Origin of the sequence: Streptomyces sp. NBC_00178, from assembly GCF_036206005.1 — a bacterium.
Taxonomy (GTDB): Bacteria; Actinomycetota; Actinomycetes; order Streptomycetales; family Streptomycetaceae; genus Streptomyces.
In genome coordinates, this window is record NZ_CP108143.1 from 5,899,592 (window position 1) to 5,923,615 (window position 24,024).

Here is a 24,024-nt window from a genome sequence, read left to right on the forward strand (position 1 = left end):
GCGTGACAGCCTAAGGGCTGTCCCGTGATCCCCGGCGGGCGCGCGACGACAGCCACGGCGCCTCGCCGCGTCGTCGGAACGCCCGAATACGCCCAGTATGCGGATGTCCCTCCGCCTTGCGATGCACGGCATCCGACGTCGCGCGCTGATCCACCAGGGATGACGGGACAGCCCTTGGCCTCGGCGCCGTTCGCGAAGATACGCACCTGCGAACAGGCACCCGGAGGTCAGCCCCGGCGCACCCGGCCCGCGATGCGTTTGCCGAGGCGGCCCAGGGAGCGGGGCGGACGGTTCCAGGTGCGGAAGGCTTCCAGCGTGCGGCTGCTGCCCCCGGCCTCCACCGCCTGCTCCGCCGCCGCCAGTGCCTCCGCCGGCAGCGCGCGGACCGCGGGGCGCAGTACCTCGTCGAGCAGGCCGGTACGGGTCCGGGTCCAGGTGGTGCCCGCGTGGGGATGCGCGTTCCACACGGTGAAGCAGTCGGCGACGTACGCGGGGTCGGCCGCCAGCAGGGCCCGGACCTCGTCGCCGCGGGCTGCCGTGCCGTAGGCCGCGATCAGGTCCTCGTCCCCGCTGTGCACGAAGGCGTACAGCTCGGCCTCGGGCCGGTCCGGGGCCAGCAGTCGTTCGGCCAGGGCTCCGTAGGCGTGCGCGAGGGCCGAGGGCTCCACGGGTTCGGCGCGGCTCCGCAGCGCCCTCGCGTGGTCGGCCCAGCCCGGTTTTGCCGATCCTGAGCGCATGTCGCGCGCGAAGTCCAGGAGCATGAGGCAGGCGCGCACCCGGGCGTCGAGCTGCTGGGGGAAGCCCCGCAGCAGATCGTGGGCCAGTTCGGCGGCGTCCACGTCGCCCGCCGGGGCCGCGAGGGCGGCGTCGACCATGCGGGTCCAGGTGCCGGCCGCCCGGTGGGCGTCCGACGTCGTCCCGTCGAGCAGTGCCCTCGCCTCGTCCGCCGTCGGGGTGTCCTCGCCCCAGACGAGGCCCACCGCGGTCCGCAGCACCAGCGGTTCGGCGAAGGGCGACATGCCCGCGGCGCGCAGCACCGTGTGCAGGAAGGCGGGCCGGCCGGCGCCCCTCGTGCGGGCGGCGGGTGCCTCGGCGCACATGCGCAGATGGGGCAGCGCCTGCGTCCCGGTGAACGGCAGCGTCACCCGGGACAGCAGGTCCTCCGTGGCCGCGGGGTGGTCGGGGGCCAGCCGGTCCAGCTCACCCAGCAGCGCCGTACGCACGTCGAACTGCTCGTCCAGGAGTTCCAGCAGCGCGGGACACGCCTCGGCCCCGCCGTCGTCCAGCAGGGCGCGGGCCATGCGGCGCACGGCCCCGGGGAGCAGGTCCGCGGAGTCGAGGCCCAGCAGGCGTACCAGCCGCAGCACCTGCACGGTCCGCGCGACACCGCGGGGCGGGGCGGAGAGTTCGGCCAGGAGCTCGCCGCCCAGCTCGTCGACCAGAGCGCCGAGCGCGCGCTCCCCGTCGGGGCCGTCGAACACCGAACGCGAGGGAGGCTCCAGGGCCACGTCGTCGCCCCGTACCGCCTCGGTCACCAGGAGGGCGGCCAGCGGGGCGGTCACGGAGGCGGGGCAGCGGCCGTCCAGCGCCGTCAGCAGCCGGAGCGCCGCTGCGCACTCCGCCGCCGTCCGGTCGTCGGCGGGCGCGGTGAGCGCGTCGGTCAGCTGCCGGGTCCGCTTCTCGTCGAGGGCGTACGGCCGCTCGGCGGCCCAGTCGGCCGCCGCCGCACGCTCGTTGGAGCCCAGTGCGATGCCCGCGCCGAGCGCCGTCACCGCGAGCGGACCCGCGGCGAACGGCTCGCCCGGCAGCTCCGCCGCCTCGCGGAACAGCTCGGGGGCCCTGCTGCGCCAGATGCGGGCGGCGGTCCCGGCCCAGGCGTCGTCCACCACCGCGGCCGGCCGCGGTCCGGAAGCGGCGTGCACCCGGAAGCGGGGGTCGCTGACGTCGGGCGCGTCCTCCGGCAGGACGCCGACGACGTGGTGGGCGGTGCGCCCGGGACGGCGGGTGTACGTGGTGAAGCTCAGCCGTTCGGCGTGCTCCCGGGGGAGTGCGGCGGTGGCGAGCGCGACCCATCGGGCCACGTCGGCGCTCTGCCGCTCCACGAGGACGACCCGCGGCGCCGACAGGTCCTCGCTCGCGCGGCGCAGGTCGGCGAGGACGGCCGCGAGCCACGGGCTGCGGGACACCGCGAAGTCGCCGAGGCCCTCCCTGGACAGCCCGTGCGAGGGGCCGTGCGCGGTGGACAGCGCGGTCAGCGGGTCGGGCGGGGTGCGGTCCGGTGCCGCGGAGAGCCAGCCGGCCGCGCCCCACGCGGCGACGGGGAGTGCCCGGCCCGGTATCGGCGTACCGGGCGTCAGGTGCACGGCGTGGGCATGGAAGCCGGCCGGACCCGTGGCGACCGCACGGCTGATCAGATGGCTGCCGTCGGAGAGTGCGACGTAACCGAAGGCCACTGGAAGGGAACGGAGTTGGGCATCGGAGAGCCGGTCGGGGGTGCCTGCCGGAGCTTCGTAGGACAGAAGGGGAGCGGCTTCGGCGCGGACCGGCCCCGGTATCGCGGGGTCGGTGGCGGTGAACCGGCCACCGGTCTCCCCGTCGCCCGGCGCGACGGAGGTGTAGTGCAACTGCGGGAGGCTCATGCGTAGGCCCTCATCGTCCCTGCCACGTGCGTCCCCGTGCCACGCACCGGCCACCGCTCGCCGCCCTGTTGGGGCGGCCCGGCCCGGCGGAGCGACGACCCCGGCGGGGAGCCTTCCGTAGTCGTGCGGGCGACGCTATCAAGGCCTGACGCCCCGTTGGGCCGCGCGCGGCAGGACGGTGCCCGAAGGGCCGTCCCGCGTTCCCCGGCGGGCGCGTGACGACAGCCGGGGCACGTCGCCGCGTCGCCCGGACGCCCGCGCGCCCGACGGCATACGGACGCCCGCTCGCCTCGCGCCGCACCAGGTCCGACGCCGCGCGCTGCTCCATGGCGGATCATGCCGCGTGCTGCTCCGCGGCGGGGCATGCCGCCCGCCGTTCCACCGCCTGCGCCTCCCTGCCGAGGGAGTACGCCCTCCCGTCGACGGACGCCGGCGTACCGGGGCCGCGCCGGGACGGAGCGTGTGTCTCCGGGCGGGTACGAGGGCTCCGGCGGGCGTGCGGGGCGCCCCCGGCAGGGTGGTATATCTGCAGTTGAGAGCCCCCGGAGCGTCGTGAAGGCGGTCGAGAGAAGGACCATGGACAAGCCCACGCACCTGATCGAGTTCGAGACCATGCTGCTCGGGCGGCACCTTCAGCCGAGCGCTCCCCGGTCACGGCGGGGCGGCGGACACCTCGACCGCAGCGCGTACACGCTGCTCAGCCGGATCCGCATGGAGGGCCCGATGTCCATCGGGCAGCTCAGCGAGGCCTTCGGGCTCGACGCGTCCACCCTGAACCGGCAGACCGCCGCGATGCTGCGGGGCGGCCTCGTCGAGCGCATCCCGGACCCCGACGGTGGCATCGCCCGCAAGTTCCGCATCACCGATGAGGGTGAACGGAACCTGGAGGCCGAGCGGACCGAGAACATCCGCGGTCTCGATCGGGTGATGGCGGAGTGGACCCCGGACGAGGTCGCCGGCTTCGCCGCCTACCTCAAGCGCCTCAACAGTGACATCGAGAACCTCGACGGACGGCCCTGGCCCCGTCCGTGAAAAGAGGGCCCTACGGCGCCCGGCCTGGGGCGATCCGCTGCGACGGCGCCCTTCGCCCGGGCGGTCCGTGGGCGCCCTCCCGGCCGGGGCCTGAAGCTGATCTACGGCCGCGCTTAAGAAATCCTCGATGGACCTGAGGCGCCGGTTGCGGCACATTTCTTGGTGACGGCGGAGAGACCGGTGACAGGCGTGCCCCGTGCTGTCCCGTCCGCCGTATCCCCCGCCACCCCGGGCCCGAAGGCCGCAGCCGGCATGTCCGCGCCCGGGAACGCCACGCACCAGGACAGGGAGCCGCACCCGTGAAGGCACTCGTGAAGCACAAGGCCGAACCCGGACTCTGGCTGATGGACGTGCCGGAGCCCGAGACCGGGCCCGGAGACGTGCTGATCAAGGTCCTCCGCACCGGGATCTGCGGCACCGACCTGCACATCCGCGACTACGACGGCTGGGCCCAGCAGGCCGTGCGCACCCCGCTGATCCTCGGGCACGAGTTCGTCGGCGAGGTCGCCGGGATCGGCGCGGACGTCGTCGACATCAAGGTCGGCGACCTGGTCAGCGGTGAGGGCCACCTGGTGTGCGGGAAGTGCCGCAACTGCCTCGCCGGCCGCCGCCACCTGTGCCGCTCCACCCTCGGGCTCGGCGTCGGCCGGGACGGAGCGTTCGCCGAGTACCTCGCGCTGCCCGCCTCGAACGTCTGGGTGCACCGGGACAAGGTCGACCTCGACATCGCCGCGATCTTCGACCCGTTCGGCAACGCCGTGCACACGGCGCTGTCCTTCCCCCTCGTCGGGGAGGACGTGCTGATCACCGGCGCCGGCCCGATCGGCATCATGGCCGCCGCCGTCGCCCGCCACGCCGGCGCCCGCAACGTCGTCATCACCGACGTCAGCGAGGCGCGGCTGGAGCTCGCCAGGAAGGTCGGGGTGGACCTCGCCCTCAACGTCGGCACCGAGACCATCGCCGACGGCCAGCGCCACCTCAGCCTGCGCGAGGGCTTCGACATCGGCCTGGAGATGTCCGGGCGCCCCGAGGCCATGCGGGACATGATCGCGAACATGACGCACGGCGGCCGGATCGCGATGCTCGGCCTGCCCGCGGCCGAGTTCCCCGTCGACTGGTCCCGCGTCGTGACCTCGATGCTCACGATCAAGGGCATCTACGGCCGTGAGATGTACGAGACCTGGTACGCCATGTCCGTGCTCCTGGAGGGCGGGCTCGACCTCGCCCCGGTGATCACCGGACGCTACGGGTACCGCGACTTCGAAGCGGCGTTCGACGACGCCGCGAGCGGTCTCGGTGGCAAGGTACTGCTCGACTGGGCCTCCTGAAGCTCCTCGTACGCACCCCCGTAATCACCTGGGAGACATCCTCAATGTTCGATTCCGTACGCGACGACCTGCGCACGACCCTCGACGAGATCCGCGAAGCGGGGCTCCAGAAGCCCGAGCGGGTCATCGGCACCCCGCAGTCGGCCACCGTCGCCGTCACCTCCGGCGGCCTCGCCGGTGAGGTCCTCAACTTCTGCGCCAACAACTACCTGGGCCTCGCCGACCACCCCGAGGTCGTCGCCGCGGCCCACGAGGCCCTGGACCGCTGGGGCTACGGCCTGGCGTCCGTGCGCTTCATCTGCGGCACCCAGGAGGTCCACAAGGAGCTGGAGCAGCGGCTCTCGGCCTTCCTCGGCCAGGAGGACACGATCCTCTACTCCTCCTGCTTCGACGCCAACGGCGGAGTCTTCGAGACGCTGCTCGGCCCCGAGGACGCGGTCATCTCCGACGCCCTCAACCACGCCTCCATCATCGACGGCATCCGCCTCTCCAAGGCCAAGCGCTATCGCTACGCCAACCGCGACATGGCCGACCTCGAGCAGCAGCTCAAGGAGGCGTCCGGGGCGCGGCGCCGCCTCGTCGTCACCGACGGCGTCTTCTCCATGGACGGGTACGTCGCCCCGCTCGCCGAGATCTGCGACCTCGCCGACCGCTACGGCGCCATGGTCATGGTCGACGACTCGCACGCCGTCGGATTCGTCGGACCCGGCGGCCGGGGCACCCCCGAGCTGCACGGCGTCATGGACCGCGTCGACATCATCACCGGCACGCTCGGCAAGGCCCTGGGCGGCGCGTCGGGCGGCTACGTCGCGGCACGCGCCGAGATCGTCGCCCTGCTGCGCCAGCGCTCGCGCCCGTACCTCTTCTCCAACTCGCTCGCCCCGGTCATCGCCGCCGCCTCCCTCAAGGTCATCGACCTGCTGGAGTCCGCGGGCGACCTGCGCGAGCGGCTCAACGCCAACACCGCGCTCTTCCGCTCCCGGATGACCGAGGAGGGCTTCGACATCCTGCCCGGCGACCACGCCATCGCCCCCGTGATGATCGGGGACGCGGCGAAGGCGGGCCGGATGGCGGAGCTGCTCCTGGAGCGGGGTGTCTACGTGATCGGGTTCTCCTACCCCGTCGTCCCGCAGGGAGCGGCGCGCATCCGCGTCCAGCTCTCCGCCGCCCACTCCACCGACGACGTCAACCGCGCCGTCGACGCGTTCGTCGACGCGCGGAAGGCGCTGGAGGCGTAACAACTCCCGCGACCAGGGACAATGGGCGCATGATCGATGCACGGCGGCTGCGCATCCTCCGTGCGGTGGCCGACCACCGTACGGTGACCGCGGCAGCCGCCGCGCTCTACCTCACGCCCTCGGCGGTCTCCCAGCAGCTCGCCGCCCTGGAGCAGGAGACGGGCCACCGGCTCGTCGAGCGCGGTGCGCGCGGCGCCCGGCTGACGGCGGCGGGCGACATCCTGCTGACCCACGCCAACGCGGTGCTCGCGCAGCTGGAGCGCGCCGAGGCGGAGCTCGCCGACTACGGCGCAGGGGTGGCGGGCACCGTCACCGTCGCCGCGTTCGCGACCGGCATCGGTCTCGTCCTCGCCCCGGCGATCGCCGAGCTGTCGCGCACCGCACCCGGCATCCGGGTGCGGGTGCAGGACGCCGAGGGCGACGCCAGCGTGCCGATGGTGCTGGACCGGCAGGTCGATGTGGCGGTCGCCGTGGAATACCGCGGTGCCCCCGCCGAGGACGACCGGCGGCTCACCCGGGTGCCCCTGTACTCGGAGCCCTTCGACGCGGTGCTCCCGGCCGCCCACCCTCTCGCGGGCCGGGAGCACGTGGCGGTCGCGGACCTCGCCGAGGACGCCTGGATCGGCCCCTATCCCGGCAATCCCTGCCACGACGTGGTGGTCCTGGCCTGCGAACTCGCCGGATTCGCACCCCGGCTCGAACACTCCTCGGACGACTTCCACGCGGTGGTCGCGCTGGCCGGGGCGGGCGCCGGGGTGGCGCTGGTGCCCCGTTCGGCGCTGCGCGGCACCGAACCGGCCGAAGCGGTGGTCCGGCCGGTCGAGGGTGTCGTCCCGACCCGCAGGGTCTTCGCGGCGGTGCGCCAGGGGGCGGAAGGACATCCGCTGATCAAGCCGGTCCTCGACGCACTCATCGCGGCGGCCCGGCCGGGCGGCGCCTCCGGGGTCCGGGCCGCGTGAGGGCCGCCGGCCCCCTCGTCCGCTCCGGCGCCGGGCCGAGCCCGGTTCACGCGGGCTGCAACAGGTCCCAGCGGTTGCCGTAGAGGTCCTCGAAGACCGCGACGGAGCCGTACGTCTCGTGCCTGGGCTCCTCCAGGAAGCGGACTCCGGCCGCCACCATGCGGCTGTGGTCACCGGCGAAGTCCTCGGTGTGCAGGAAGAAGCCGACCCGGCCGCCGGTCTGCGCCCCGACGGCCGCCAGCTGCGCGTCGTCCCTGGCCCTGGCCAGCAGCAGCCCCGTGCCCGTCGTGCCACGCGGCCGTACGACCACCCAGCGGGTGCCGCCGCCCCGGTCCGTGTCCTCGACCAGCTCGAAACCGAGGGCGCCGGTGTAGAAGGACAGGGCTTCGTCGTAGTCGCGGACGACCAGCGTGACCAGGGCGATGTGGGACATGGAATTCCTCGTCCTCGGGATGGGGGAAGAAGGTAGTTATACGTAACACTAACGCGCCTCCGGCCCGCCGGTGGACAATGCGCGCCATGGACACGAACGACCTCCCCGCCCTGGTGGCCCGGGCCCGCGGGCTCGCCGCCCCGGGCGGGCGCCGCATCCTCGGCATCGCGGGCCCGCCCGGAGCGGGCAAGTCCACACTGGCGGCCGGGATCGTCGACGCGCTGCCGGGCCGCGCCGTGCTCGTCCCGATGGACGGATTCCACCTGGCCGGGGCGGAACTCGACCGTCTGGGACTGGCCGGCCGCAAGGGCGCCCCCGACACCTTCGACGCCGCCGGCTACACGGCCCTCCTCACGCGCCTGAGGGATCCGGCCGAACCCGGGCCGGTCTACGCGCCCGCCTTCGACCGGGCGCTGGAGGAGCCGGTCGCCGGTTCCGTGCGCGTCTCCGCAGACGTTCCGCTCGTCGTGACCGAGGGGAACTACCTGCTCCTGGACGAGGGCCCCTGGGCCGCCGTCCGCGGGCTGCTCGACGAGGTGTGGTTCCTCGACGCCGACCCGCGCGAGCGCGTGAGCGGCCTGGTCGAGCGGCACGTGCGGTTCGGCAAGTCCCGGGCGCACGCCGAGCGGTGGGTCACCGGATCCGACGAGCGCAACGCCCGGCTGGTCGAGCGGTACCGCGACCGTGCCGATCTCGTCGTCCGACGCCCCTGAACCGCGTGCCGTGCCCGGTCCCGTCCACGCTCGCGCCGGCCGGGCCGGACGGGCAGGATGCTGTCTGCCGCGTCGCCCCGCCAGGAGGTCCCATGTCCAGCCCCGACCAGCCCGCGCCCTTCACCGCCGAGGACTACCGCGCCCGGATGGCCCGTGCGGCATCCGCCGCCGACGCCGCCGGCCTGGCGGGCGTCCTGGTGGCCCCCGGCCCCGACATGGTCCACCTCACCGGCTACCGGCTGCCCGCCGAGACCGAACGCCTCACCCTGCTCGTACTGCGCGCGGGCCACGACCCCGTCCTCGTCGTCCCGGCACTGGAGGCGGCTGACGCGGAGCGCGCCCCGGGTGCGCCCGCCCTCACCGTGCGCGAGTGGACCGACGCCGCCGACCCGTACGCCCTGACGGCCGCGCTGCTGGACCGCAAGGGCCGGTTCGGGATCAGCGACAACGCCTGGGCGCTCCACCTCCTGGCGCTGGGCAAGGACCTCCCCGACGCCTCCTACACCTCGCTCACCGACGCCCTGCCGATGCTCCGCGCCGTCAAGGACGCGGCGGAGCTGGAACGCCTCGCCGCTGCCGGGGCGGCCGCCGACGCCACGTACGAGGAGATCCTGAGGGTCCGGTTCTCGGGGCGCCGGGAGAGCGACGTGGCCGCCGACCTCGCGGCCCTGCTCACGCGGTACGGCCACACGCAGGTCGACTTCACCGTGGTCGGCTCCGGGCCGAACGGCGCGAACCCCCACCACGAAGCCGGCGACCGGACCATCGAAGCGGGCGACATGGTCGTCCTGGACTTCGGCGGGCTGAAGCACGGCTACGGCTCCGACACCTCCCGTACGGTCCACGTCGGCGAACCCACCGCCGAGGAGCGACGCGTCCACGACGTCGTACGGGAGGCGCAGGAGGCGGGCTGCCGCGCCGTCAGGCCCGGTGCGGCCTGCCAGGAGATCGACCGGGCGGCCCGCGCTGTCATCAACGAGTCCGGCTACGGCGAGCGGTTCATCCACCGCACGGGCCACGGCATCGGCGTCACCACCCACGAACCGCCCTACATGATCGAGGGCGAGGAGCAGCCGCTCGTGCCCGGCATGTGCTTCTCCGTCGAGCCCGGCATCTACCTCCCGGGCCGGTTCGGCGTCCGCATCGAGGACATCGTCACCGTCACGCAGGACGGGGGCCGGCGGCTCAACACCACCTCGCGCGAGATGGCGATCGTGGAGTAGCGGACCGGCCCGCCGGTCTCAGTCCCGGGGCTCGCGGTGACGGAAGCGGCGCAGCACGTCGTACGGGTAGGGCAGCGGGCGTTCGCTCGCCGCGTCCAGCCGCCCCGCCTGCTGCGCCGTCAGCTCCCATCCGGCGGCGCCGAGGCTGTCGGCCAGCTGCTCCGCCGTGCGCGCCCCGACGATCGGTGCCGTGACACCGGGGCGGCCGAGGAGCCAGCGCAGCGCCACCTGCGCCGGCGTCCGCCCGGCCTCCCCGGCGACGGCGACGACGGCGTCGACGACCCGCCAGGTCTCGTCGTTGTCCCGCTCCCGCCAGGCTTCACGGCCGAGCTCCTGCTGGAAGCGGGCCTCGCGGGTGCCGGGATCCACGGCCGTCATGCCGCGGCGGTACTTCCCGGTCAGCCAGCCGCCCTGGAGCGGACTCCAGGGGATGATGCCGACGCCTTCCGCGAGGCTCACGGGGACGAGTTCCCACTCGACCTCGCGCGCCAGCAGGTTGTAGAGCGGCTGGAGGCTGACGTAGGGCTCCCAGCCGTTGCGGTGCGCCAGGTCCTGGGCCCGCTGGAGCTGGGAGGCGGAGACGTTGCTCGCGCCGAGATAGCGCACCTTGCCGGCCTTCACCAGGGTGTCCAGCGTGGAGAGCGTCTCCTCCAGCGGTGTCGTCGCGTCCCAGACGTGCGTCTGGTAGAGGTCGATGTAGTCGGTCCCCAGCCGTCGCAGGCTCGCCTCCACGGCCCGCACGATGTGCTTGCGGCTGAGGCCGCCCGCGTTGGGTGCCTCGCCCATCGTGCCGAACACCTTCGTCGCGACGACGAGCCCGTCGCGGTCGCGGTTCTTCAGCCACCGGCCGACGATCTCCTCGGACACGCCCCGCTGGTACACGTCCGCCGTGTCGATGAACGTGCCGCCCGCCTCCGTGAAGGTGTCGAGGACGCGGTGCGCCTCGGTCTCGTCGGTGTCCTGGCCGAACGTCATGGTGCCGAGGCAGAGCTCGCTGACGCGAAGCCCCGAACGGCCCAGAAGACGCTGCTCCATGAATTCCCCCTCCTGCAGTCTGCAGGTCCCGACCATATGAGTTGAAGTGCCCTTCAAGGCAAGGGAGTTGTCTCAGTCGTCGGACAGCACCACGCAGGACTCCGGCGCCAGGTGCAGCAGTCCGTCCGCGCCCGGAGCCCCGGCCGGCTCCCACGCGGCCAGCACCCGGCCACCGCCCCGGCGCCGGCCGGCGCCGAGCGGGATCGTGGCGGGCCTGCCCGACAGGTTCACCGCGATCCGCAGGTCCCCCCGGCGGCAGACGAGCCAGCGCGCCTCCTCGTCGAACGCCACCCGCACCGACGCGAGATCGGGGTCGGAGAGGTCGGGCAGGGAGTGGCGGAGGGCGATCAGCTCGCGATACCAGGCCAGGAGCCTGGCGTGCGGCTCGCGCTCCGCTTCGCTCCAGTCGAGGCAGGACCGGTCCCGGGTGTCCGGGTCCTGCGGGTCCGGGATCTCCTCCTCGGCCCAGCCGTGCTGCGCGAACTCCCGCCGCCTGCCGTCCCGCACGGCGCGGGCCAGTTCCGGATCGGTGTGGTCCGTGAAGAACTGCCACGGGGTCCGGGCGCCCCACTCCTCGCCCATGAACAGCATCGGGACGAACGGCCCCGTGAGCACCAGCGCCGCCGCACACGCCTGGAGCCCGGCCGGGAGCGTGGCGGCGAGCCGGTCGCCGAGGGCGCGGTTGCCGATCTGGTCGTGCGTCTGGGCGTAGCCCACGAACCGGTGGGCGGGTGCCCGGGTGACGTCGACGCGGCGGCCGTGCGTGCGCCCCCGGAAGCTGGAGTACGTGCCGTTGTGGAAGAACGCGCTGGTCAGCGTCTTGGCCAGGGCCGCGAGCGGAGCGGTCGCGAAGTCGGCGTAGTAGCCCTGGGACTCGCCGGTGAGGGCCGTGTGCAGCGCGTGGTGGAAGTCGTCGTTCCACTGGGCGTGCAGGCCGATGCCGCCCTCGCCGCGGGGTGTCGTCGTCCGCGGGTCGCAGAGGTCGGACTCCGCGATCAGCGCGAGCGGCCGCCCCAGCTCCGAAGCGAGCGCGTCGACGGCGGTGGACAGCTCCTCCAGGAAGGTCAGCGCACGGCCGTCCGCCAGGGCGTGCACGGCGTCCAGGCGCAGTCCGTCCAGCCGGTAGTCGCGCAGCCAGGCGAGCGCGCTGCCCAGCAGGTACGCCCTGACCTCGTCCGAGCCCGGTGCGTCCAGGTTGACGGCCGAGCCCCAGGGCGTGTGGTGTGTGTCCGTGAAGTACGGGCCGAAGGCCGGGAGGTGGTTGCCCGAGGGGCCCAGATGGTTGTGGACGACGTCCAGCACGACGGCGAGGCCGAGACCGTGCGCCGTGTCGACAAAGCGCTTCAGGGCGTCCGGGCCTCCGTACGGCTCGTGCACCGCCCACAGCGACACCCCCTCGTACCCCCACCCGTGGGTTCCCGGGAAGGGGCAGACGGGCATGACGGACACATGGGTGATGCCGAGGTCCACGAGACGGCCGAGCCGCGCGGCGGCGGCGTCGAAGGTGCCCGCGTCCGTGAAGGTGCCGACATGCAGCTCGTACAGGACGGCGCCGGGCAGGCCCCGCCCCGCCCACGTGGTCCGCCAGACGTGGGCGTCCTGGTCGACGACCGCGCTCTCGCCGTCCGGCCCGTCCGGCTGCCTCCGCGAACGCGGATCGGGCAGCACGGGGCCGTCGTCCAGCGAGAAGCCGTACCGGTCGCCGTCCCCGGCCTCCGCCCCGGCGGTCCACCAGCCCGCCCGCAGGGGGTCGCGCGCCATCGGGACGCGCCCGTCCGCCGTGCAGAGCGCCACGGACCCGGCCTCGGGAGCCCACACCTCGAACTGCATTCACCACTCCTCGTCCATGAACCGGATGCCTCACCGGAGGCCCCATGATCGGCGGAATTCGCGCGCACGGCCCCCGGGACACTGGAGCGGGGCCGCACCTGACGATTAGGGTCTGGTCCTGATCATTGCCCTGCCGGGTTCCGCTCATTCGCGGCGAGCCCGGGCAGTACTACAAGGTCCCCCTTACGGCTGCTGGAGGCCGAGATGACCGTGCCGACGTTCCCGCCCGGATTCCTGTGGGGCGCCTCCGCCTCCGCTTTCCAGACGGAGGGGGCCTTCGACGCCGACGGCAAGGGACTGTCCGGCTGGGACGCCTTCGCCGCTCAGCCCGGCCGCATCAAGGACGGCACCGACACCACCCGGGGCACCGGCTTCCACGAGCACTACCGCGAGGACGTCGCCCTGCTCGCGGGACTGGGCGCGGACGCCTTCCGCTTCTCCATCAGCTGGCCCCGGGTCGTTCCCGGCGGCAGCGGCTCGCTCAACCCCGCCGGACTGGACTTCTACGACCGGCTCGTCGACGAACTCTGCGCGCACGGCATCACCCCCGCCCCCACGCTCTACCACTGGGACACCCCGCTCCCGCTCGACGAGGCGGGCGGCTGGCTCAACCGGGACACCGCCTACCGCTTCGCCGAGTACGCGGGCATCGTCGCCGAGCGCCTCGCCGACCGCGTCCCCATGTGGATCACCATCAACGAACCGGCCGAGGTCACCATGCTCGGCTACGCGCTCGGCGAGCACGCCCCCGGCCGCACCCTCCTCTTCGACGCCCTGCCGGCCGCCCACCACCAGCTCCTCGCCCACGGCCTCGCCGTGCGGGCGCTGCGCGCCGCCGGCGCGGACAACATCGGCATCGCGCTCTCCCACTCGCCCGTCTGGACGGCGGGCGACTCGGACGAGGACCGCATGGGCGCGGAGCTCTACGACACCCTCACCAACTGGCTGTTCGCCGACCCGGTCCTCACCGGCCGCTACCCCGACGAGGGCTTCGCCGCCCTGATGCCCGGCCCGGTCGAGGACGACCTCAAGGTCATCTCCGCCCCCCTCGACTGGTACGGCGTCAACTACTACAACCCGACCCTCGTGGGCGCCCCGCGGCCCGAGGCGCTCGACTCCTTCTCGGGGTACTCCATGCCCGAGGGGCTGCCGTTCGGCATCCGGGAGATCGAGGGGTACGACACCACCGACTTCGGCTGGCCCGTCGTCCCCGAAGGGCTCTCCGAGACGCTCGGCCAGCTGCGCGACCGCTTCGGCGACAGGCTGCCGCCCGTCTACATCACGGAGAACGGCTGCGCCGTCGACGAGCCCGTCGCCGACGGCCGCCGCATCGCCTTCCTGGAGGGACACCTGGAGGCCCTGCGCACGGCCATCGACGCGGGTGTCGACGTACGCGGCTACTTCACCTGGTCCCTGACCGACAACGTCGAATGGACCGAGGGGGCGAGCAAGCGGTTCGGCCTCGTCCACATCGACTACGAGACGCTGCGGCGCACCCCCAAGGAGTCGTACGCCTGGTACCGCGACGTGATCAGCGCGCAGCGCACCGGGAGCGCGCGGGAGGCGACCCTCACACCAGGTGGACCCGCTCCTGCGTGATGCGGTGACCGGCCCGGGCGAACGCGGCGGCCATCGGGACGTTGCCCCGGTCGGTCGCCCCGGCGACGACCGTCGCACCCTCACCGGCGAGGAGGTGCGTGCTCTCGACGAGCAGGTCGTAGCCGTAGCCGTGACCGCGCGCCTCGGGCACGACTCCGATGAAGCCGATGCACGGTCCGCCCGGGTTGCGGGCGGGCACGTGGATACCGGCGAGCTCGCCGTCCGGTGTGTACGCGAGCTGCCACCAGGACCGGGGGGAGGGGCACCAGTTGAAGAAGTCGAGCTCCTCCCGGGCGGCCTGTTCCAGACCGCCCGGCCCCGCGATGGTCCGCAGCGCGTGGGCGTCCAGCGTGACCGAGTGCACGCGGCGCAGGACGTCGAGGATCACCGCGTCGTCGGGCTCCTCGCGGAACACCAGCCTGCCGGGCCGCTCGGGCAGCCCGTCGGCGGGCGTCCACTCGTAGCGGTAGCGCTCGACCAGCGGCTTCATGCCGGCCGCCTCCGCCGCCGCGATGCGCGCCGAGGCCGCGGCCCGCACCCGGGGCAGGTCACGCCAGCCCGGCGGCACGATCAGCTCGTACTCGACGGACCACGGGGCACGGCGCAGCAGTTCGGTGGCCGCGGCCTCCTCGCCCTCGGCGAAGTCGAAGCAGTTGAGCAGGACGGGCTCGGTGTCCTGCGGCCCGCCCCACCAGGCCGCCCTGGCGACGACGACGCCGTCGCGCAGGGCCACCCGGATCCACTCGGGGCGGTACTCCCCGCCGTCGGCCACGGTCGCGTAGCGGTGACCGAACGCGGACCGGCCGACGAGGGCGGGGTCGTGGAACGAATCGAAGAGATGGGCGTCGCTCCGGGTGAGCGCACGGATGACCGGACCTGTCATGGGATGTCCTCCGGGACGAGGTGACGTGAAGCGTGGCGCTCCCGGTCAGACCGAGTCCGACACCGCCCGGCGGGCGGGACGGGAGCGAGTGGACGACGTGGCACGTGCGGTGGACCCGCTGCGCATCGTGGACCGCCTCCTCCCGTGTTCGCCTGGACGTCGCGGCGGCCGACGTTACGGCGGCCGGGCGCCCGCGTCCACCGGTTTCCCCGCGCGGCCCGGGCGTGCCCGCGCGCTCCAACCCGGTTGCGCACGGCGGGATGTGACGACTCCGACGCAGGTCAGGAGCATCGATCCCGGGGTTCTTCTGGACACCTCCGGCCTGTCGGCCCGACAATCGGCAGTGTGACGTCCTCCTTCGAGTCCCACACGTACCCCGCGCGGTTGTCCGACGCCCAGCGCGACCGTGTCCTCGGTGTGCTCAGGGACGGCGCGGCCCAGGGCAAGCTCTCCCACGACACCTTCCTGCGGCGCATGGAACTCGCCCTCGTCGCCCGGCGCCCCGAGGACCTCGCGGCGCTCACCTCCGACCTGGAGTCCGGCGGGCGCTGGACCCGCGGGATCTTCCGCGCGGTGGGGGGCCTCTCCGCCTTCCCCGCCCGGGTGCGCAGGGCCTGGCAGTCGGAGCGGCTGCCCAGACTGATGCTGCCGGTGCCCGGCCCGCACCCCCTGCTCATCGGCCGGGACCCGGGCAACGGGCTCCGGCTCAGCCACGAGACCGTGTCACGGCTGCACGCCGAACTGACCGTGCACGGCAGCCGGTGGATCCTGCGCGACCTGGGCTCGACGAACGGCACCTGCGTCAACGGGCAGCGGGTCGTCGGATCGGTCGCGGTGCGCGACGGGGACCAGGTGAGCTTCGGCCGGATGACCTTCCGGCTCACCGCCTCGCTCCCGGTCCCCCCGGCCTGACGGCGCGCGGGCCCCCGCAGGCAGCTCCCGGCGCCGTACGAGGCCCGCGGCCGTACCCGTACGAGCCCGGGGGCGCCGGTCGCGCGGTCCCCGGTGCCCCCGGCCGGCTCAGCCGCGTCCGGCCGCGCCGCCACCGCCCGTCCGGACGAGAAGCGCCACCGGGCGCTGCGCGAAGAGTTCCGCCACCGGCACCTCGGGGCCGGTGAACTCCCCGCCCGGCGCGAGGAGGTCGGTCCACGGACCCTCGCCGGGCAGCGTCAGCACCGTGTCCCGCCAGCCGCCCTCCTCGTCGAGCCGCAGGGACAGCCGCGTCACCGCGGTGACCACCTCGCCCGACCGGCAGAACGCCAGGCAGTGCGACGCCGCAGGACCCCGCGCGGCCACCGGGGCGTAGGTGCCCGACTCGCCGAACAGGCCCGGGCGCTCCCGCCGCAGGCCCAGCGCGGCCGCGGTGAGCGCCGTCTTCTCGTCGCCGCCCTCCGCGGGCCTGCTGAACGGCCGCCGGTTGTCGGGGTCGACCAGCGCGATGTACTCCCGCTCCGTGCCCTGGTACAGATCGGGGACGCCCGGCATCGTCAGGTGCACCAGGGCCGCGCCCAGGACGTTGGCCCGCACGAAGGGCGCGAGTTCCCGTGCGAACCGGGCCATCAGCACCCGGGCCTCGCCGGCGTCGGCGCCCGGACCCGCCGCCACGAAGTCGGTCACCGCCCTCTCGTACGCCGGATCCGGTTCGGTCCAGCTCGTGAACAGTCCGGCCTCGCGCACCGCCTTCAGGAGCGCCGGCTCCAGCCTCCCCGCCATCTCGTCCGCAGGCAGTCCCGCGCAGCCGTACGCCGACTGCCACGCCTGCCAGGCCAGCTGCGGGTCGGGTGCCGGTACGGGTGTCGCCCTGGCCAGCTGCTCCACCAGGGCGGACCACCTCTCCGGGCACTCCGAAAGGACCGCGATCCGGGCCCGTACGTCCCCGCTGCGCTTGGTGTCGTGCGTGGTCAGCACCGTGCCGGTGCCGGGCCAGTCACGGCTGAGACGGGTGCCGAAGGCGTGGAACTCCTCCGGGCTCACCGCCGGCTGCCCCGGGTCGCCGCCCACCTCGGTCGCCGAGATCAGCGGGACGTACCGGTAGAAGGCCGTGTCCTCCACGGACTTGGCGTGCAGGGCGGAGGCCGTCTGGGCGAACCGCGCGCAGAACGACGCGTGCTCCGGCCCGTCGCCCAGCCTCCCCAGCGCCAGGTCCCGCACCACGTCGACCGCGTCCGCCTCCTGCGCCACGGAGAACGCGGCCCTGGCGTCCCGCACCGCCTCGGCCGGCAGCGTCGACTCCGCGATCTCCGTGAGCGGCCCGCCGGCCGTGACGTACGGCCGGTAGACGGGCACCCGCACCAGCAGTTCGCGGACCGCCGTGTGCAGCGCCCACGGGGCGTGGTCGCGCGTGGCGGGATCCCCGGCGCAGACCTGGACGGCGAGACGCGTCAGCCACTCCGTCTCGGCGGCCAGCTCGTGGGTGACCACGCGGTACGCGGCCCTGCGGACGGTGGCGGTCCAGTAGCCGCCGCGATCTCCCTGGGGACCCGCGAAGTCCCGGTAGCGGCCGAGCAGATCCGCCGCGCCCATCGGGTCGGTGAACAGGCCGTCGATCCGGTGCAGGGCGTCGTACCCGGTGGTCCCCGCGACCGCCCAGGCCGGGGGCAGGGCCTCGGCACCGGTCAGGATCTTCTCGACCACCGTCCAGCGTCCGCCGGTGGCCTCGCCCAGCTCCCCGAGATACGCCCCCGGGTCCGCCAGTCCGTCCGGATGGTCGATGCGCAGGCCGTCGATCACCCCGTCGCGGACCAGTTCGAGGATCTTGCCGTGGGTGGCCGCGAACACCTCGGGATGCTCCACCCGCACCCCGATCAGGTCGGAGATGGTGAAGAAGCGCCGGTAGTTCAGCTCGGTCCTGGCCAGCCGCCACCAGGCGAGGCGGTAGTGCTGGGCGGCCAGCAGCTCGGGCAGCGGGAGGTCCGCCGTGCCGTCGCGCAGCGGGAACTCCAGACCGGCGTGACGGAGGACGGGCGTCCCGTCGTCCCGGGCGGCCCGCTCGAATCCGGCGCTCTCCTCGCCGACGCGCCCCGCGAGCACCGGCAGCAGGACCTTCCCGCCGCCTGCCTCCCAGTCGATGTCGAACCAGCGGGCGTACGGCGAGTCCGGACCCTCGCGCAGCACCTCCCACAGAGGGAGGTTGTGGCGGGGGGCTGCGGCCATGTGGTTCGGCACGATGTCCACGACCAGCCCGAGACCGTGGGCCCGCGCCGTGGCGGCCAGCGCGCGCAGCCCCTCCTCACCGCCGAACTCGGCACGCACCCTGCCGTGGTCCACGACGTCGTAACCGTGCCCGGAGCCGGGCACGGCCTCCAGGACGGGCGACAGGTGCAGATGGGAGACGCCGAGCTCGGCGAGATACGGCACGGCGTCCGCGGCGGCGGCGAACGGGAAGTCCGGTTGGAGCTGCAGCCGGTACGTGGCGGTGGGCGTCATGGACTCGTACGTACCCAGCCGGGCGGCACTCTCCCCACCTTCCCGGCCACCCGCCACCGACCGGGGGCCGCCATCGCGCCCCCGGCACCCCATCGGCCTACGCCGGACGTTTGAGCACGCTCAGACTCCGGCCGACGAGAGTGACCCGCTCGCCCGCGGACACCTTGGGCCCCGCGCCCGGCGGCACCCCGTCCGGCACGGCCGTGTCCACGACGACCTGCCACTGCTTGCCGTGGTTCATCGGCACGGCGAACTCCAGGGTCTCGGCGCCCGCGTTGAACATCAGCAGGAACGAGTCGTCGGAGATCCGCTCGCCCCGGGGCCCGGGCTCGGAGATCGCGTGACCGTTCAGGAAGACCGTCATCGCCTTGGCGTGGGCGGCCTGCCAGTCGCGCTGGGTCATCTCCTCACCCCGGGGGGTGAACCACGCGATGTCGGACAGCTCGTCGTGCGTGCCCTCCACGGGACGGCCGTGGAAGAAGCGCCTGCGCCGGAAGACCGGGTGGTCGCGCCGCAGCCAGACCATCGCCCGGGTGAACTCCAGCAGGCTGGTGTCCGTGCCGGCGGCGGCGCCGTCGTCCTCCGCGTCCTCGGCGCGGGCCGCTGCGGCCGGGTCGGGCCAGTGGACCCAGGAGAGCTCGTTGTCCTGGCAGTAGCCGTTGTTGTTGCCCCGCTGGGTCCGCGCGAACTCGTCGCCGTGGCTCAGCATCGGCACGCCCTGGGACAGCATCAGGGTGGCGATGAAGTTGCGCATCTGACGGCTGCGCAGCTCCAGCACCTCCTTGTCCTCGGTCTCGCCCTCCGCCCCGCAGTTCCAGGAGCGGTTGTGGCTCTCGCCGTCCCGGTTGCCCTCGCCGTTGGCCTCGTTGCGCTTGTCGTTGTACGAGACCAGGTCGTGCAGCGTGAAGCCGTCGTGGCAGGTCGCGAAGTTGATCGAGGCGAGCGGGCGCCGGCCGTCGTCCTGGTAGAGGTCGGACGAGCCCGTGAGGCGGCCCGCGAACTCGGCGAGCGTGCGGGGCTCGCCCCGCCACAGGTCGCGGACGGTGTCCCGGTACTTGCCGTTCCACTCGGTCCACAGCGGCGGGAAGTTGCCGACCTGGTAACCGCCCTCGCCCACGTCCCACGGCTCGGCGATCAGCTTCACCTGGCTGACGACCGGGTCCTGCTGCACCAGGTCGAAGAACGACGACAGCCGGTCCACCTCGTGGAACTGGCGCGCGAGCGTGGCCGCCAGGTCGAAGCGGAAACCGTCGACGTGCATCTCGGTCACCCAGTACCGCAGCGAGTCCATGATCAGCTGGAGCACGTGCGGGGACCGCATGAGCAGGGAGTTCCCGGTGCCCGTGGTGTCCATGTAGTACTTCTGGTCGTCGGCCAGGCGGTAGTACGAGGCGTTGTCGAGCCCCCGGAAGGAGAGCGTCGGGCCGAGGTGGTTGCCCTCCGCCGTGTGGTTGTAGACCACGTCGAGGATCACCTCGATGCCCGCCTGGTGCAGGGCCTTGACCGCCTGCTTGAACTCCAGCACCTGCTCGCCCCGGTCGCCCCACGAGGCGTAGGCGTTGTGCGGAGCGAAGAAGCCGATGGTGTTGTAGCCCCAGTAGTTCGCGAGGCCCGCGTCGGCCAGCCGGTGGTCCTGGACGAACTGGTGGACCGGCATCAGTTCGATCGCCGTCACGCCCAGCTCGGTCAGGTGGGCGATGATCTCCGGGTGCGCGAGCCCCGCGTACGTGCCGCGCAGTTCCTCGGGGAGGCCCGGGTGGAGCATGGTCAGGCCCTTCACATGGGCCTCGTAGATCACCGTGCGGTGGTAGTCCGTACGGGGGCGGCGGTCATCGCCCCAGTCGAAGTAGGGGTTGACCACGACCGAGCTCATCGTGTGCGGCGCCGAGTCGAGGTCGTTGCGCTCGTCCGGCTTGCCGAACGGATAGCCGTACACCGCCTCGCCCCACTCGATCTTCCCGGAGATCGCACGCGCGTACGGGTCGAGGAGCAGCTTCGCGGAGTTGCAGCGCCGCCCGTGCTGCGGCTCGTACGGGCCGTGCACCCGGAAGCCGTAACGCTGGCCCGGCATCACCCCGGGCAGATAGGCGTGGCGGACGAAGGCGTCGGTCTCGCGGAGCTCCACCGCCGTTTCCGAACCGTCGTCGTGCAGCAGGCACAACTCGATCCGGTCGGCGGCCTCCGAGAAGACCGCGAAGTTGGTTCCGGCGCCGTCGTAGGTGGCGCCGAGGGGATAGGCGTGTCCCGGCCAGACCTGCATAGATAGGACTCTTCCACTTCTGATCCGGGTGCTGGGGGTTTTCGCCCCGATACTCCCCGAAAGACGGTCCTGTACCTAGTACGTCGGCCGGTGCGGCCGGGTCCCGTCGACGCGATCCCACCGGGCCGGTCAACCTGGGACACCTCCGTGTCGCCCGGACAGGGGTCACGGGCCGCCCGACAGCTCCTCCGTCCGGTATGCGGCATGCGAGAGGGTGCGCAATCACTATGAACCATCTCACTCCACCCGATCTCGTCGCAAGGAACAGGCCGGATCCATAGGGGAGTTGAGTGAGGAGCATGTGCATCCTGCTGCACCGGCTCCCGCTTGCGGAGTACCCTTCCTTGATCGTTGGTGGGGGAGTGGAAGGCGGTACGCGGGTGAGCTCGGGAGGATTCGAGCTGCCCCCAGGTGACGCAGGTCACGAGGGGGAATCGACCGATGCCCAGCCGGGGGCGGTCTCCCTCGCACAGCCCATGGAGATCGGCGCCGAGCTGGACTGGGGCGCGGACGCCTGGAACGAGGTGCGCACGCGCGCCCAGCGGGCGGGGCGTGCGTACATCTGGCTGAATCTGGTGGAACAGCGGCTGCGCGCCGTGGTCTCCGCGGTGATCCGGCCGATCTACGAACCGGTGCACGGCGAGGAATGGGTCGTCGCCGCCGCGGGGCCCGCGGGGCAGGAGTGGGTGCAGCGGGCCGTGGCGGTCCGCGAGGTCTCCCGCCGCAAGGGCTATCTGCTCGACCCGGCCGACGACAACGTCCTCAGCTTCCTCACGCTCCCGCAGCTGCGGGAGCTGATGGTCCAGCACTGGCCCTGCTTCGAGCCGTACTTCGACGACCGCCGCGAGGTGGAGCTCGCGCTGGACGAGCTGGAGGTGGCGCGCAACGTCGTCTCCCGCAACCGCGCGCTGAACGAGGCGGTCCTCGCGCAGGCCGAGCGCGCCTCCGCCCGGCTCCTGGAGATCCTCGGCAGCGGGGCCGCGGTCCCGTCCGCCGACCGGCTGCCCGTCGACGCGGTGGAGGAGCTGGTCGGCGACCGCTACGCCGACGTCGTGTCCGTCCACCCCGACCGGGTGCGGCTGCAGCGCCAGCTGCCCGCCGAGGACCTGTTCGGCGGCGCCCGCAGGCTGGACGCGATCGGCATCGGGCTCAACCTCCTCACACAGAACTTCTCCGGCCGCCGGCTGGTCCGCCTCGCCGAGTCCGGCTGCCGGGTCAGGCTGCTCTTCATCAACCCGGCGAGCAGTGCGGTCAAGCGCAGGGAGCGCGAACTCGGCCTCAAGAAGGCCGAGCTGAGCCGCTCGGTGGAGATGAACATCCTGCACATGCGCAGGGTCCGCTCCAAGCTCCGCGACCCCGACGCCTTCCAGATCCACGTCTTCGACGAGACGCCCCGCTTCACCGCCTACCTGGTGGACGGCGACGGGCCCGACGCCGTCGGGGTCGTCCAGCCCTATCTCCGGCGCGCACGCGGGATGGAGGCGCCCGTGCTGGTGCTGCGCGGCGGCGGACGCGCGGTGGTGCGGGCAGGACAGGACAGCGAGCACGGCCTCTTCGAGACCTACCGCGAGGAGTTCGAGTCGGTCTGGACGGACTCCAGGCCCGTCTCCTGACGCCCCCTCCTCCCGTTGTCAGTGGGGCGTGCGAGGGTTGGTCATCACTCGGGGGAACGCACCACAGGAGGAGGCAGGGGATGAGCTGGCACCAGGAGCGCCTGGTCGGTTTCGACCTGGAGACGACCGGCACGGACCCGTCGGAGGCCCGGATCGTCACCGCCGCGGTCGTCGCGGTGGACGGCAGGCACGCCGAGCCGGTCCGCAGTGGCACCTGGCTGGCGGACCCCGGCATACGGATCCCCGAGCAGGCTTCCGCGATCCACGGCATCAGCAGCGAGCGGGCGGCGGCGGAGGGCCGCCCGGTCCGCGAGGTGGCGGACGAGATCGCCGGGACGCTCGTGGAGTACTGGCGCGAGGGCGTGCCCGTGGTGGCCTACAACGCGGCGTTCGACCTGACGCTGCTCTCCGCCGAGCTGCGGCGGCACGGCCTGCCGTCCCTGGGCGACCGGCTGGGCGGCCGGGAGGTCGGGCCCGTCATCGACCCGTACACCATCGACCGCGCCGTCGACCGCTACCGCAAGGGCAAGCGCACGCTGGAAGCGGTCTGCGTGGAGTACGGCGTGGTGCACGGCGGGGCGCACGACGCGGCCGCCGACGCGCTGGCGGCGGTGCGGGTCGCCTACGCGATAGCGGAGCGGCACGGCTCGGTCGCCGCCCTGCCCACCGCCGAGCTGCACGAGCGTCAGATCGAGTGGTATGCCGACTGGGCCGCCGACTTCCAGAGGTTCCTGCGCCGCAAGGGCACCGCCGACGCGGTGATCGACGGCCGCTGGCCGCTGCGGGAGCCGGCCGCGGTGACGGCCTCCTGAGCCCGCCCGCTCAGAAGGGGTACCAGCGCACCTCGGGGTCGTCCTCGCGCAGCGACGCCACCCTGCGGCGGAACTCCGTCAGCGCCTTGGGGTTCACCGCGGCGTGCTGGGAGACCCAGGCGCAGCTCGCCGTCTCACGGGCGCCGCGCAGCACGGCGCACCCCTCCCAGGCGCGCACGTCCCAGCCGTAGGCCTCGGTGAAGTCGTCGTAGGCGTCGGCGGGCAGACCGTACCGGTCGCGGGAGAGCGCCAGGACCACCAGATCGTGCTCGCGCAGATCGGAGGAGAAGGTCTCCAGGTCGACCAGGACCGGCCCGTCGGGGCCGATGTGGACGTTCCGGGGGAGGGCGTCGCCGTGGATGGGGCCCGGCGCCAGGTGGGGGGCGAGGGCGGCCGCGGCCTTCGCGAAACCGTCGCGCCTGCCCCGCAGGTAGTCCGCGTCGGCGGGGTCGATCGCGTCCCCCGCGAGTCGCAGCCAGCGCTCGACCCCGCCCAGCAGCTCGCGGCGCGGGAGCGTGAAGTCCACGGGGGCGGTCAGGGCGTGCACCTGCGTGAGCAGCGGCGCCAGATCGCGTGGCAGCGGCGGGCGCACGGCGTCCGGGAGCCGGTGCCAGAGCGTCACGGGGTGCCCCTCCACCACCCGGGCGTCCGGTTCGGCGGCCCGCACGGCGGGCACGCCCGAATCGGCCAGCCAGCGGGCCACGGCCACTTCACGCGCGGCCCGCTCGTGCAGCTCGGGGTGGTGGGTCGCGTCCCGGCCGACCTTGACCACCAGGTCGCCGTCGGCGAACACCGCGTTCTCGCCCAGCGCGAGGAGCCCGGCGCCACCCGGCAGCCCGGCGGCGGTCAGAACCTCGCGTGCGCGCATCTCGTCCATGGCCGGATTTTCTCATCCTCGCAGGCCACCTTGACGAACGGGCGGCCCGTCAGCACGATGACGGAGGCCGCCCAGGCAGCCATACGGGTATGAAACCGATCCAATCGGATAAAGGGGTCGAATT

Annotated in this window: 18 protein-coding genes; 10 read left to right on the forward strand and 8 right to left on the reverse strand. The window is 73.4% G+C overall.

Features of this window, described 5'->3' with window-relative positions; genetic code table 11:
- Positions 1-227: 227 nt before the first annotated feature.
- Complete coding sequence (locus tag OHT61_RS25745; RefSeq protein WP_329041469.1) at positions 228-2,639, reverse strand: GTPase-associated protein 1-related protein; 2,412 nt, start codon at positions 2,637-2,639, stop codon at positions 228-230.
- A gap of 576 nt (positions 2,640-3,215) precedes the next feature.
- Between OHT61_RS25745 and OHT61_RS25750 the strand changes: the two genes are divergently transcribed.
- From OHT61_RS25750 to OHT61_RS25765, 4 genes are all read left to right on the forward strand, one after another.
- Positions 3,216-3,671 carry a MarR family winged helix-turn-helix transcriptional regulator gene (locus OHT61_RS25750; RefSeq protein ID WP_329041471.1) on the forward strand — a complete coding sequence of 152 codons (456 nt, stop codon included), beginning with the start codon at positions 3,216-3,218 and terminating at the stop codon, positions 3,669-3,671.
- Between the two features lie 299 nt (positions 3,672-3,970).
- Complete coding sequence (tdh, locus tag OHT61_RS25755; RefSeq protein WP_329041472.1) at positions 3,971-4,999, forward strand: L-threonine 3-dehydrogenase; 1,029 nt, start codon at positions 3,971-3,973, stop codon at positions 4,997-4,999.
- A 44-nt stretch (positions 5,000-5,043) separates the two neighbouring features.
- A complete protein-coding gene (locus OHT61_RS25760) occupies positions 5,044-6,237 on the forward strand; it encodes a glycine C-acetyltransferase (protein WP_329041473.1) in 1,194 nt (397 codons plus the stop codon).
- Positions 6,238-6,266: 29 nt separating this feature from the next.
- Positions 6,267-7,196: a LysR family transcriptional regulator gene (locus OHT61_RS25765; protein ID WP_329041475.1), complete on the forward strand. Its 930-nt coding sequence runs from the start codon at positions 6,267-6,269 to the stop codon at positions 7,194-7,196.
- 46 nt (positions 7,197-7,242) lie between these two features.
- Here OHT61_RS25765 and OHT61_RS25770 read toward each other — a convergent pair whose 3' ends face one another.
- Positions 7,243-7,629 (reverse strand): VOC family protein, encoded by a 387-nt coding sequence (locus tag OHT61_RS25770; protein ID WP_329041476.1) that lies wholly within the window; start codon positions 7,627-7,629, stop codon positions 7,243-7,245.
- Positions 7,630-7,715: 86 nt separating this feature from the next.
- Between OHT61_RS25770 and OHT61_RS25775 the strand changes: the two genes are divergently transcribed.
- Positions 7,716-8,342, forward strand: coding sequence for a nucleoside/nucleotide kinase family protein (locus tag OHT61_RS25775; protein ID WP_329041477.1), 627 nt, complete (start codon positions 7,716-7,718; stop codon positions 8,340-8,342).
- Positions 8,343-8,434: 92 nt separating this feature from the next.
- Positions 8,435-9,565 carry an aminopeptidase P family protein gene (locus OHT61_RS25780; protein WP_329041478.1) on the forward strand — a complete coding sequence of 377 codons (1,131 nt, stop codon included), beginning with the start codon at positions 8,435-8,437 and terminating at the stop codon, positions 9,563-9,565.
- A gap of 18 nt (positions 9,566-9,583) precedes the next feature.
- Here OHT61_RS25780 and OHT61_RS25785 read toward each other — a convergent pair whose 3' ends face one another.
- Together OHT61_RS25785 and treZ are read right to left on the reverse strand one after the other, a co-directional pair.
- Positions 9,584-10,600, reverse strand: coding sequence for an aldo/keto reductase (locus tag OHT61_RS25785; RefSeq protein WP_329041479.1), 1,017 nt, complete (start codon positions 10,598-10,600; stop codon positions 9,584-9,586).
- A 72-nt stretch (positions 10,601-10,672) separates the two neighbouring features.
- Positions 10,673-12,430, reverse strand: coding sequence for a malto-oligosyltrehalose trehalohydrolase (gene treZ / locus OHT61_RS25790; protein ID WP_329041481.1), 1,758 nt, complete (start codon positions 12,428-12,430; stop codon positions 10,673-10,675).
- A gap of 204 nt (positions 12,431-12,634) precedes the next feature.
- Here treZ and OHT61_RS25795 point away from each other — a divergent pair, with 204 nt between their 5' ends.
- Entirely contained in the window at positions 12,635-14,029 is a 1,395-nt protein-coding gene (locus tag OHT61_RS25795; RefSeq protein ID WP_329041483.1) for a GH1 family beta-glucosidase, read from the forward strand.
- On the opposite strand, the gene OHT61_RS25800 is transcribed toward OHT61_RS25795, so the two are convergent.
- Positions 14,001-14,912, reverse strand: a complete 912-nt coding sequence (locus OHT61_RS25800) for a GNAT family N-acetyltransferase (RefSeq protein WP_329041485.1) — start codon at positions 14,910-14,912, stop codon at positions 14,001-14,003. The two genes, OHT61_RS25795 and OHT61_RS25800, sit on opposite strands and share 29 nt — an antisense overlap.
- Positions 14,913-15,257: 345 nt before the next feature.
- Here OHT61_RS25800 and OHT61_RS25805 point away from each other — a divergent pair, with 345 nt between their 5' ends.
- Positions 15,258-15,824: a DUF1707 and FHA domain-containing protein gene (locus tag OHT61_RS25805; RefSeq protein WP_329041486.1), complete on the forward strand. Its 567-nt coding sequence runs from the start codon at positions 15,258-15,260 to the stop codon at positions 15,822-15,824.
- A 108-nt stretch (positions 15,825-15,932) separates the two neighbouring features.
- Here the strand turns inward: OHT61_RS25805 and treY are convergent, their stop codons facing one another.
- Complete coding sequence (gene treY / locus OHT61_RS25810) at positions 15,933-18,338, reverse strand: malto-oligosyltrehalose synthase (protein WP_329041488.1); 2,406 nt, start codon at positions 18,336-18,338, stop codon at positions 15,933-15,935.
- Positions 18,339-18,435: 97 nt separating this feature from the next.
- Positions 18,436-20,598 (reverse strand): glycogen debranching protein GlgX, encoded by a 2,163-nt coding sequence (glgX, locus tag OHT61_RS25815; RefSeq protein ID WP_329041489.1) that lies wholly within the window; start codon positions 20,596-20,598, stop codon positions 18,436-18,438.
- A gap of 380 nt (positions 20,599-20,978) precedes the next feature.
- On the opposite strand from glgX, the gene OHT61_RS25820 reads away from it, so the two are divergent.
- Both OHT61_RS25820 and OHT61_RS25825 read left to right on the forward strand, forming a co-directional pair.
- A complete protein-coding gene (locus OHT61_RS25820; protein WP_329041490.1) occupies positions 20,979-22,211 on the forward strand; it encodes an SAV2148 family HEPN domain-containing protein in 1,233 nt (410 codons plus the stop codon).
- A gap of 80 nt (positions 22,212-22,291) precedes the next feature.
- Entirely contained in the window at positions 22,292-23,023 is a 732-nt protein-coding gene (locus OHT61_RS25825) for a 3'-5' exonuclease (RefSeq protein WP_329041491.1), read from the forward strand.
- Positions 23,024-23,033: 10 nt separating this feature from the next.
- Here the strand turns inward: OHT61_RS25825 and OHT61_RS25830 are convergent, their stop codons facing one another.
- The gene (locus OHT61_RS25830) at positions 23,034-23,900 is read right to left on the reverse strand and encodes an aminoglycoside phosphotransferase family protein (protein WP_329041492.1); all 867 of its coding nucleotides are present in this window, start codon (positions 23,898-23,900) and stop codon (positions 23,034-23,036) included.
- Between the last annotated feature and the right edge of the window lie 124 nt (positions 23,901-24,024).

Excerpts from the sequence above, each read along its gene's own strand:
- OHT61_RS25745 (WP_329041469.1), bottom strand. The coding sequence starts at position 2,639 with ATGAGCCTCCCGCAGTTGCACTACACCTCCGTCGCGCCGGGCGACGGG.
- OHT61_RS25750 (WP_329041471.1), top strand. The coding sequence starts at position 3,216 with ATGGACAAGCCCACGCACCTGATCGAGTTCGAGACCATGCTGCTCGGG.
- OHT61_RS25760 (WP_329041473.1), top strand. The coding sequence starts at position 5,044 with ATGTTCGATTCCGTACGCGACGACCTGCGCACGACCCTCGACGAGATC.
- OHT61_RS25765 (WP_329041475.1), top strand. The coding sequence starts at position 6,267 with ATGATCGATGCACGGCGGCTGCGCATCCTCCGTGCGGTGGCCGACCAC.
- OHT61_RS25770 (WP_329041476.1), bottom strand. The coding sequence starts at position 7,629 with ATGTCCCACATCGCCCTGGTCACGCTGGTCGTCCGCGACTACGACGAA.
- OHT61_RS25775 (WP_329041477.1), top strand. The coding sequence starts at position 7,716 with ATGGACACGAACGACCTCCCCGCCCTGGTGGCCCGGGCCCGCGGGCTC.
- OHT61_RS25780 (WP_329041478.1), top strand. The coding sequence starts at position 8,435 with ATGTCCAGCCCCGACCAGCCCGCGCCCTTCACCGCCGAGGACTACCGC.
- OHT61_RS25785 (WP_329041479.1), bottom strand. The coding sequence starts at position 10,600 with ATGGAGCAGCGTCTTCTGGGCCGTTCGGGGCTTCGCGTCAGCGAGCTC.
- treZ (WP_329041481.1), bottom strand. The coding sequence starts at position 12,430 with ATGCAGTTCGAGGTGTGGGCTCCCGAGGCCGGGTCCGTGGCGCTCTGC.
- OHT61_RS25795 (WP_329041483.1), top strand. The coding sequence starts at position 12,635 with ATGACCGTGCCGACGTTCCCGCCCGGATTCCTGTGGGGCGCCTCCGCC.
- OHT61_RS25800 (WP_329041485.1), bottom strand. The coding sequence starts at position 14,912 with ATGACAGGTCCGGTCATCCGTGCGCTCACCCGGAGCGACGCCCATCTC.
- treY (WP_329041488.1), bottom strand. The coding sequence starts at position 18,338 with ATGACGCCCACCGCCACGTACCGGCTGCAGCTCCAACCGGACTTCCCG.
- glgX (WP_329041489.1), bottom strand. The coding sequence starts at position 20,598 with ATGCAGGTCTGGCCGGGACACGCCTATCCCCTCGGCGCCACCTACGAC.
- OHT61_RS25825 (WP_329041491.1), top strand. The coding sequence starts at position 22,292 with ATGAGCTGGCACCAGGAGCGCCTGGTCGGTTTCGACCTGGAGACGACC.
- OHT61_RS25830 (WP_329041492.1), bottom strand. The coding sequence starts at position 23,900 with ATGGACGAGATGCGCGCACGCGAGGTTCTGACCGCCGCCGGGCTGCCG.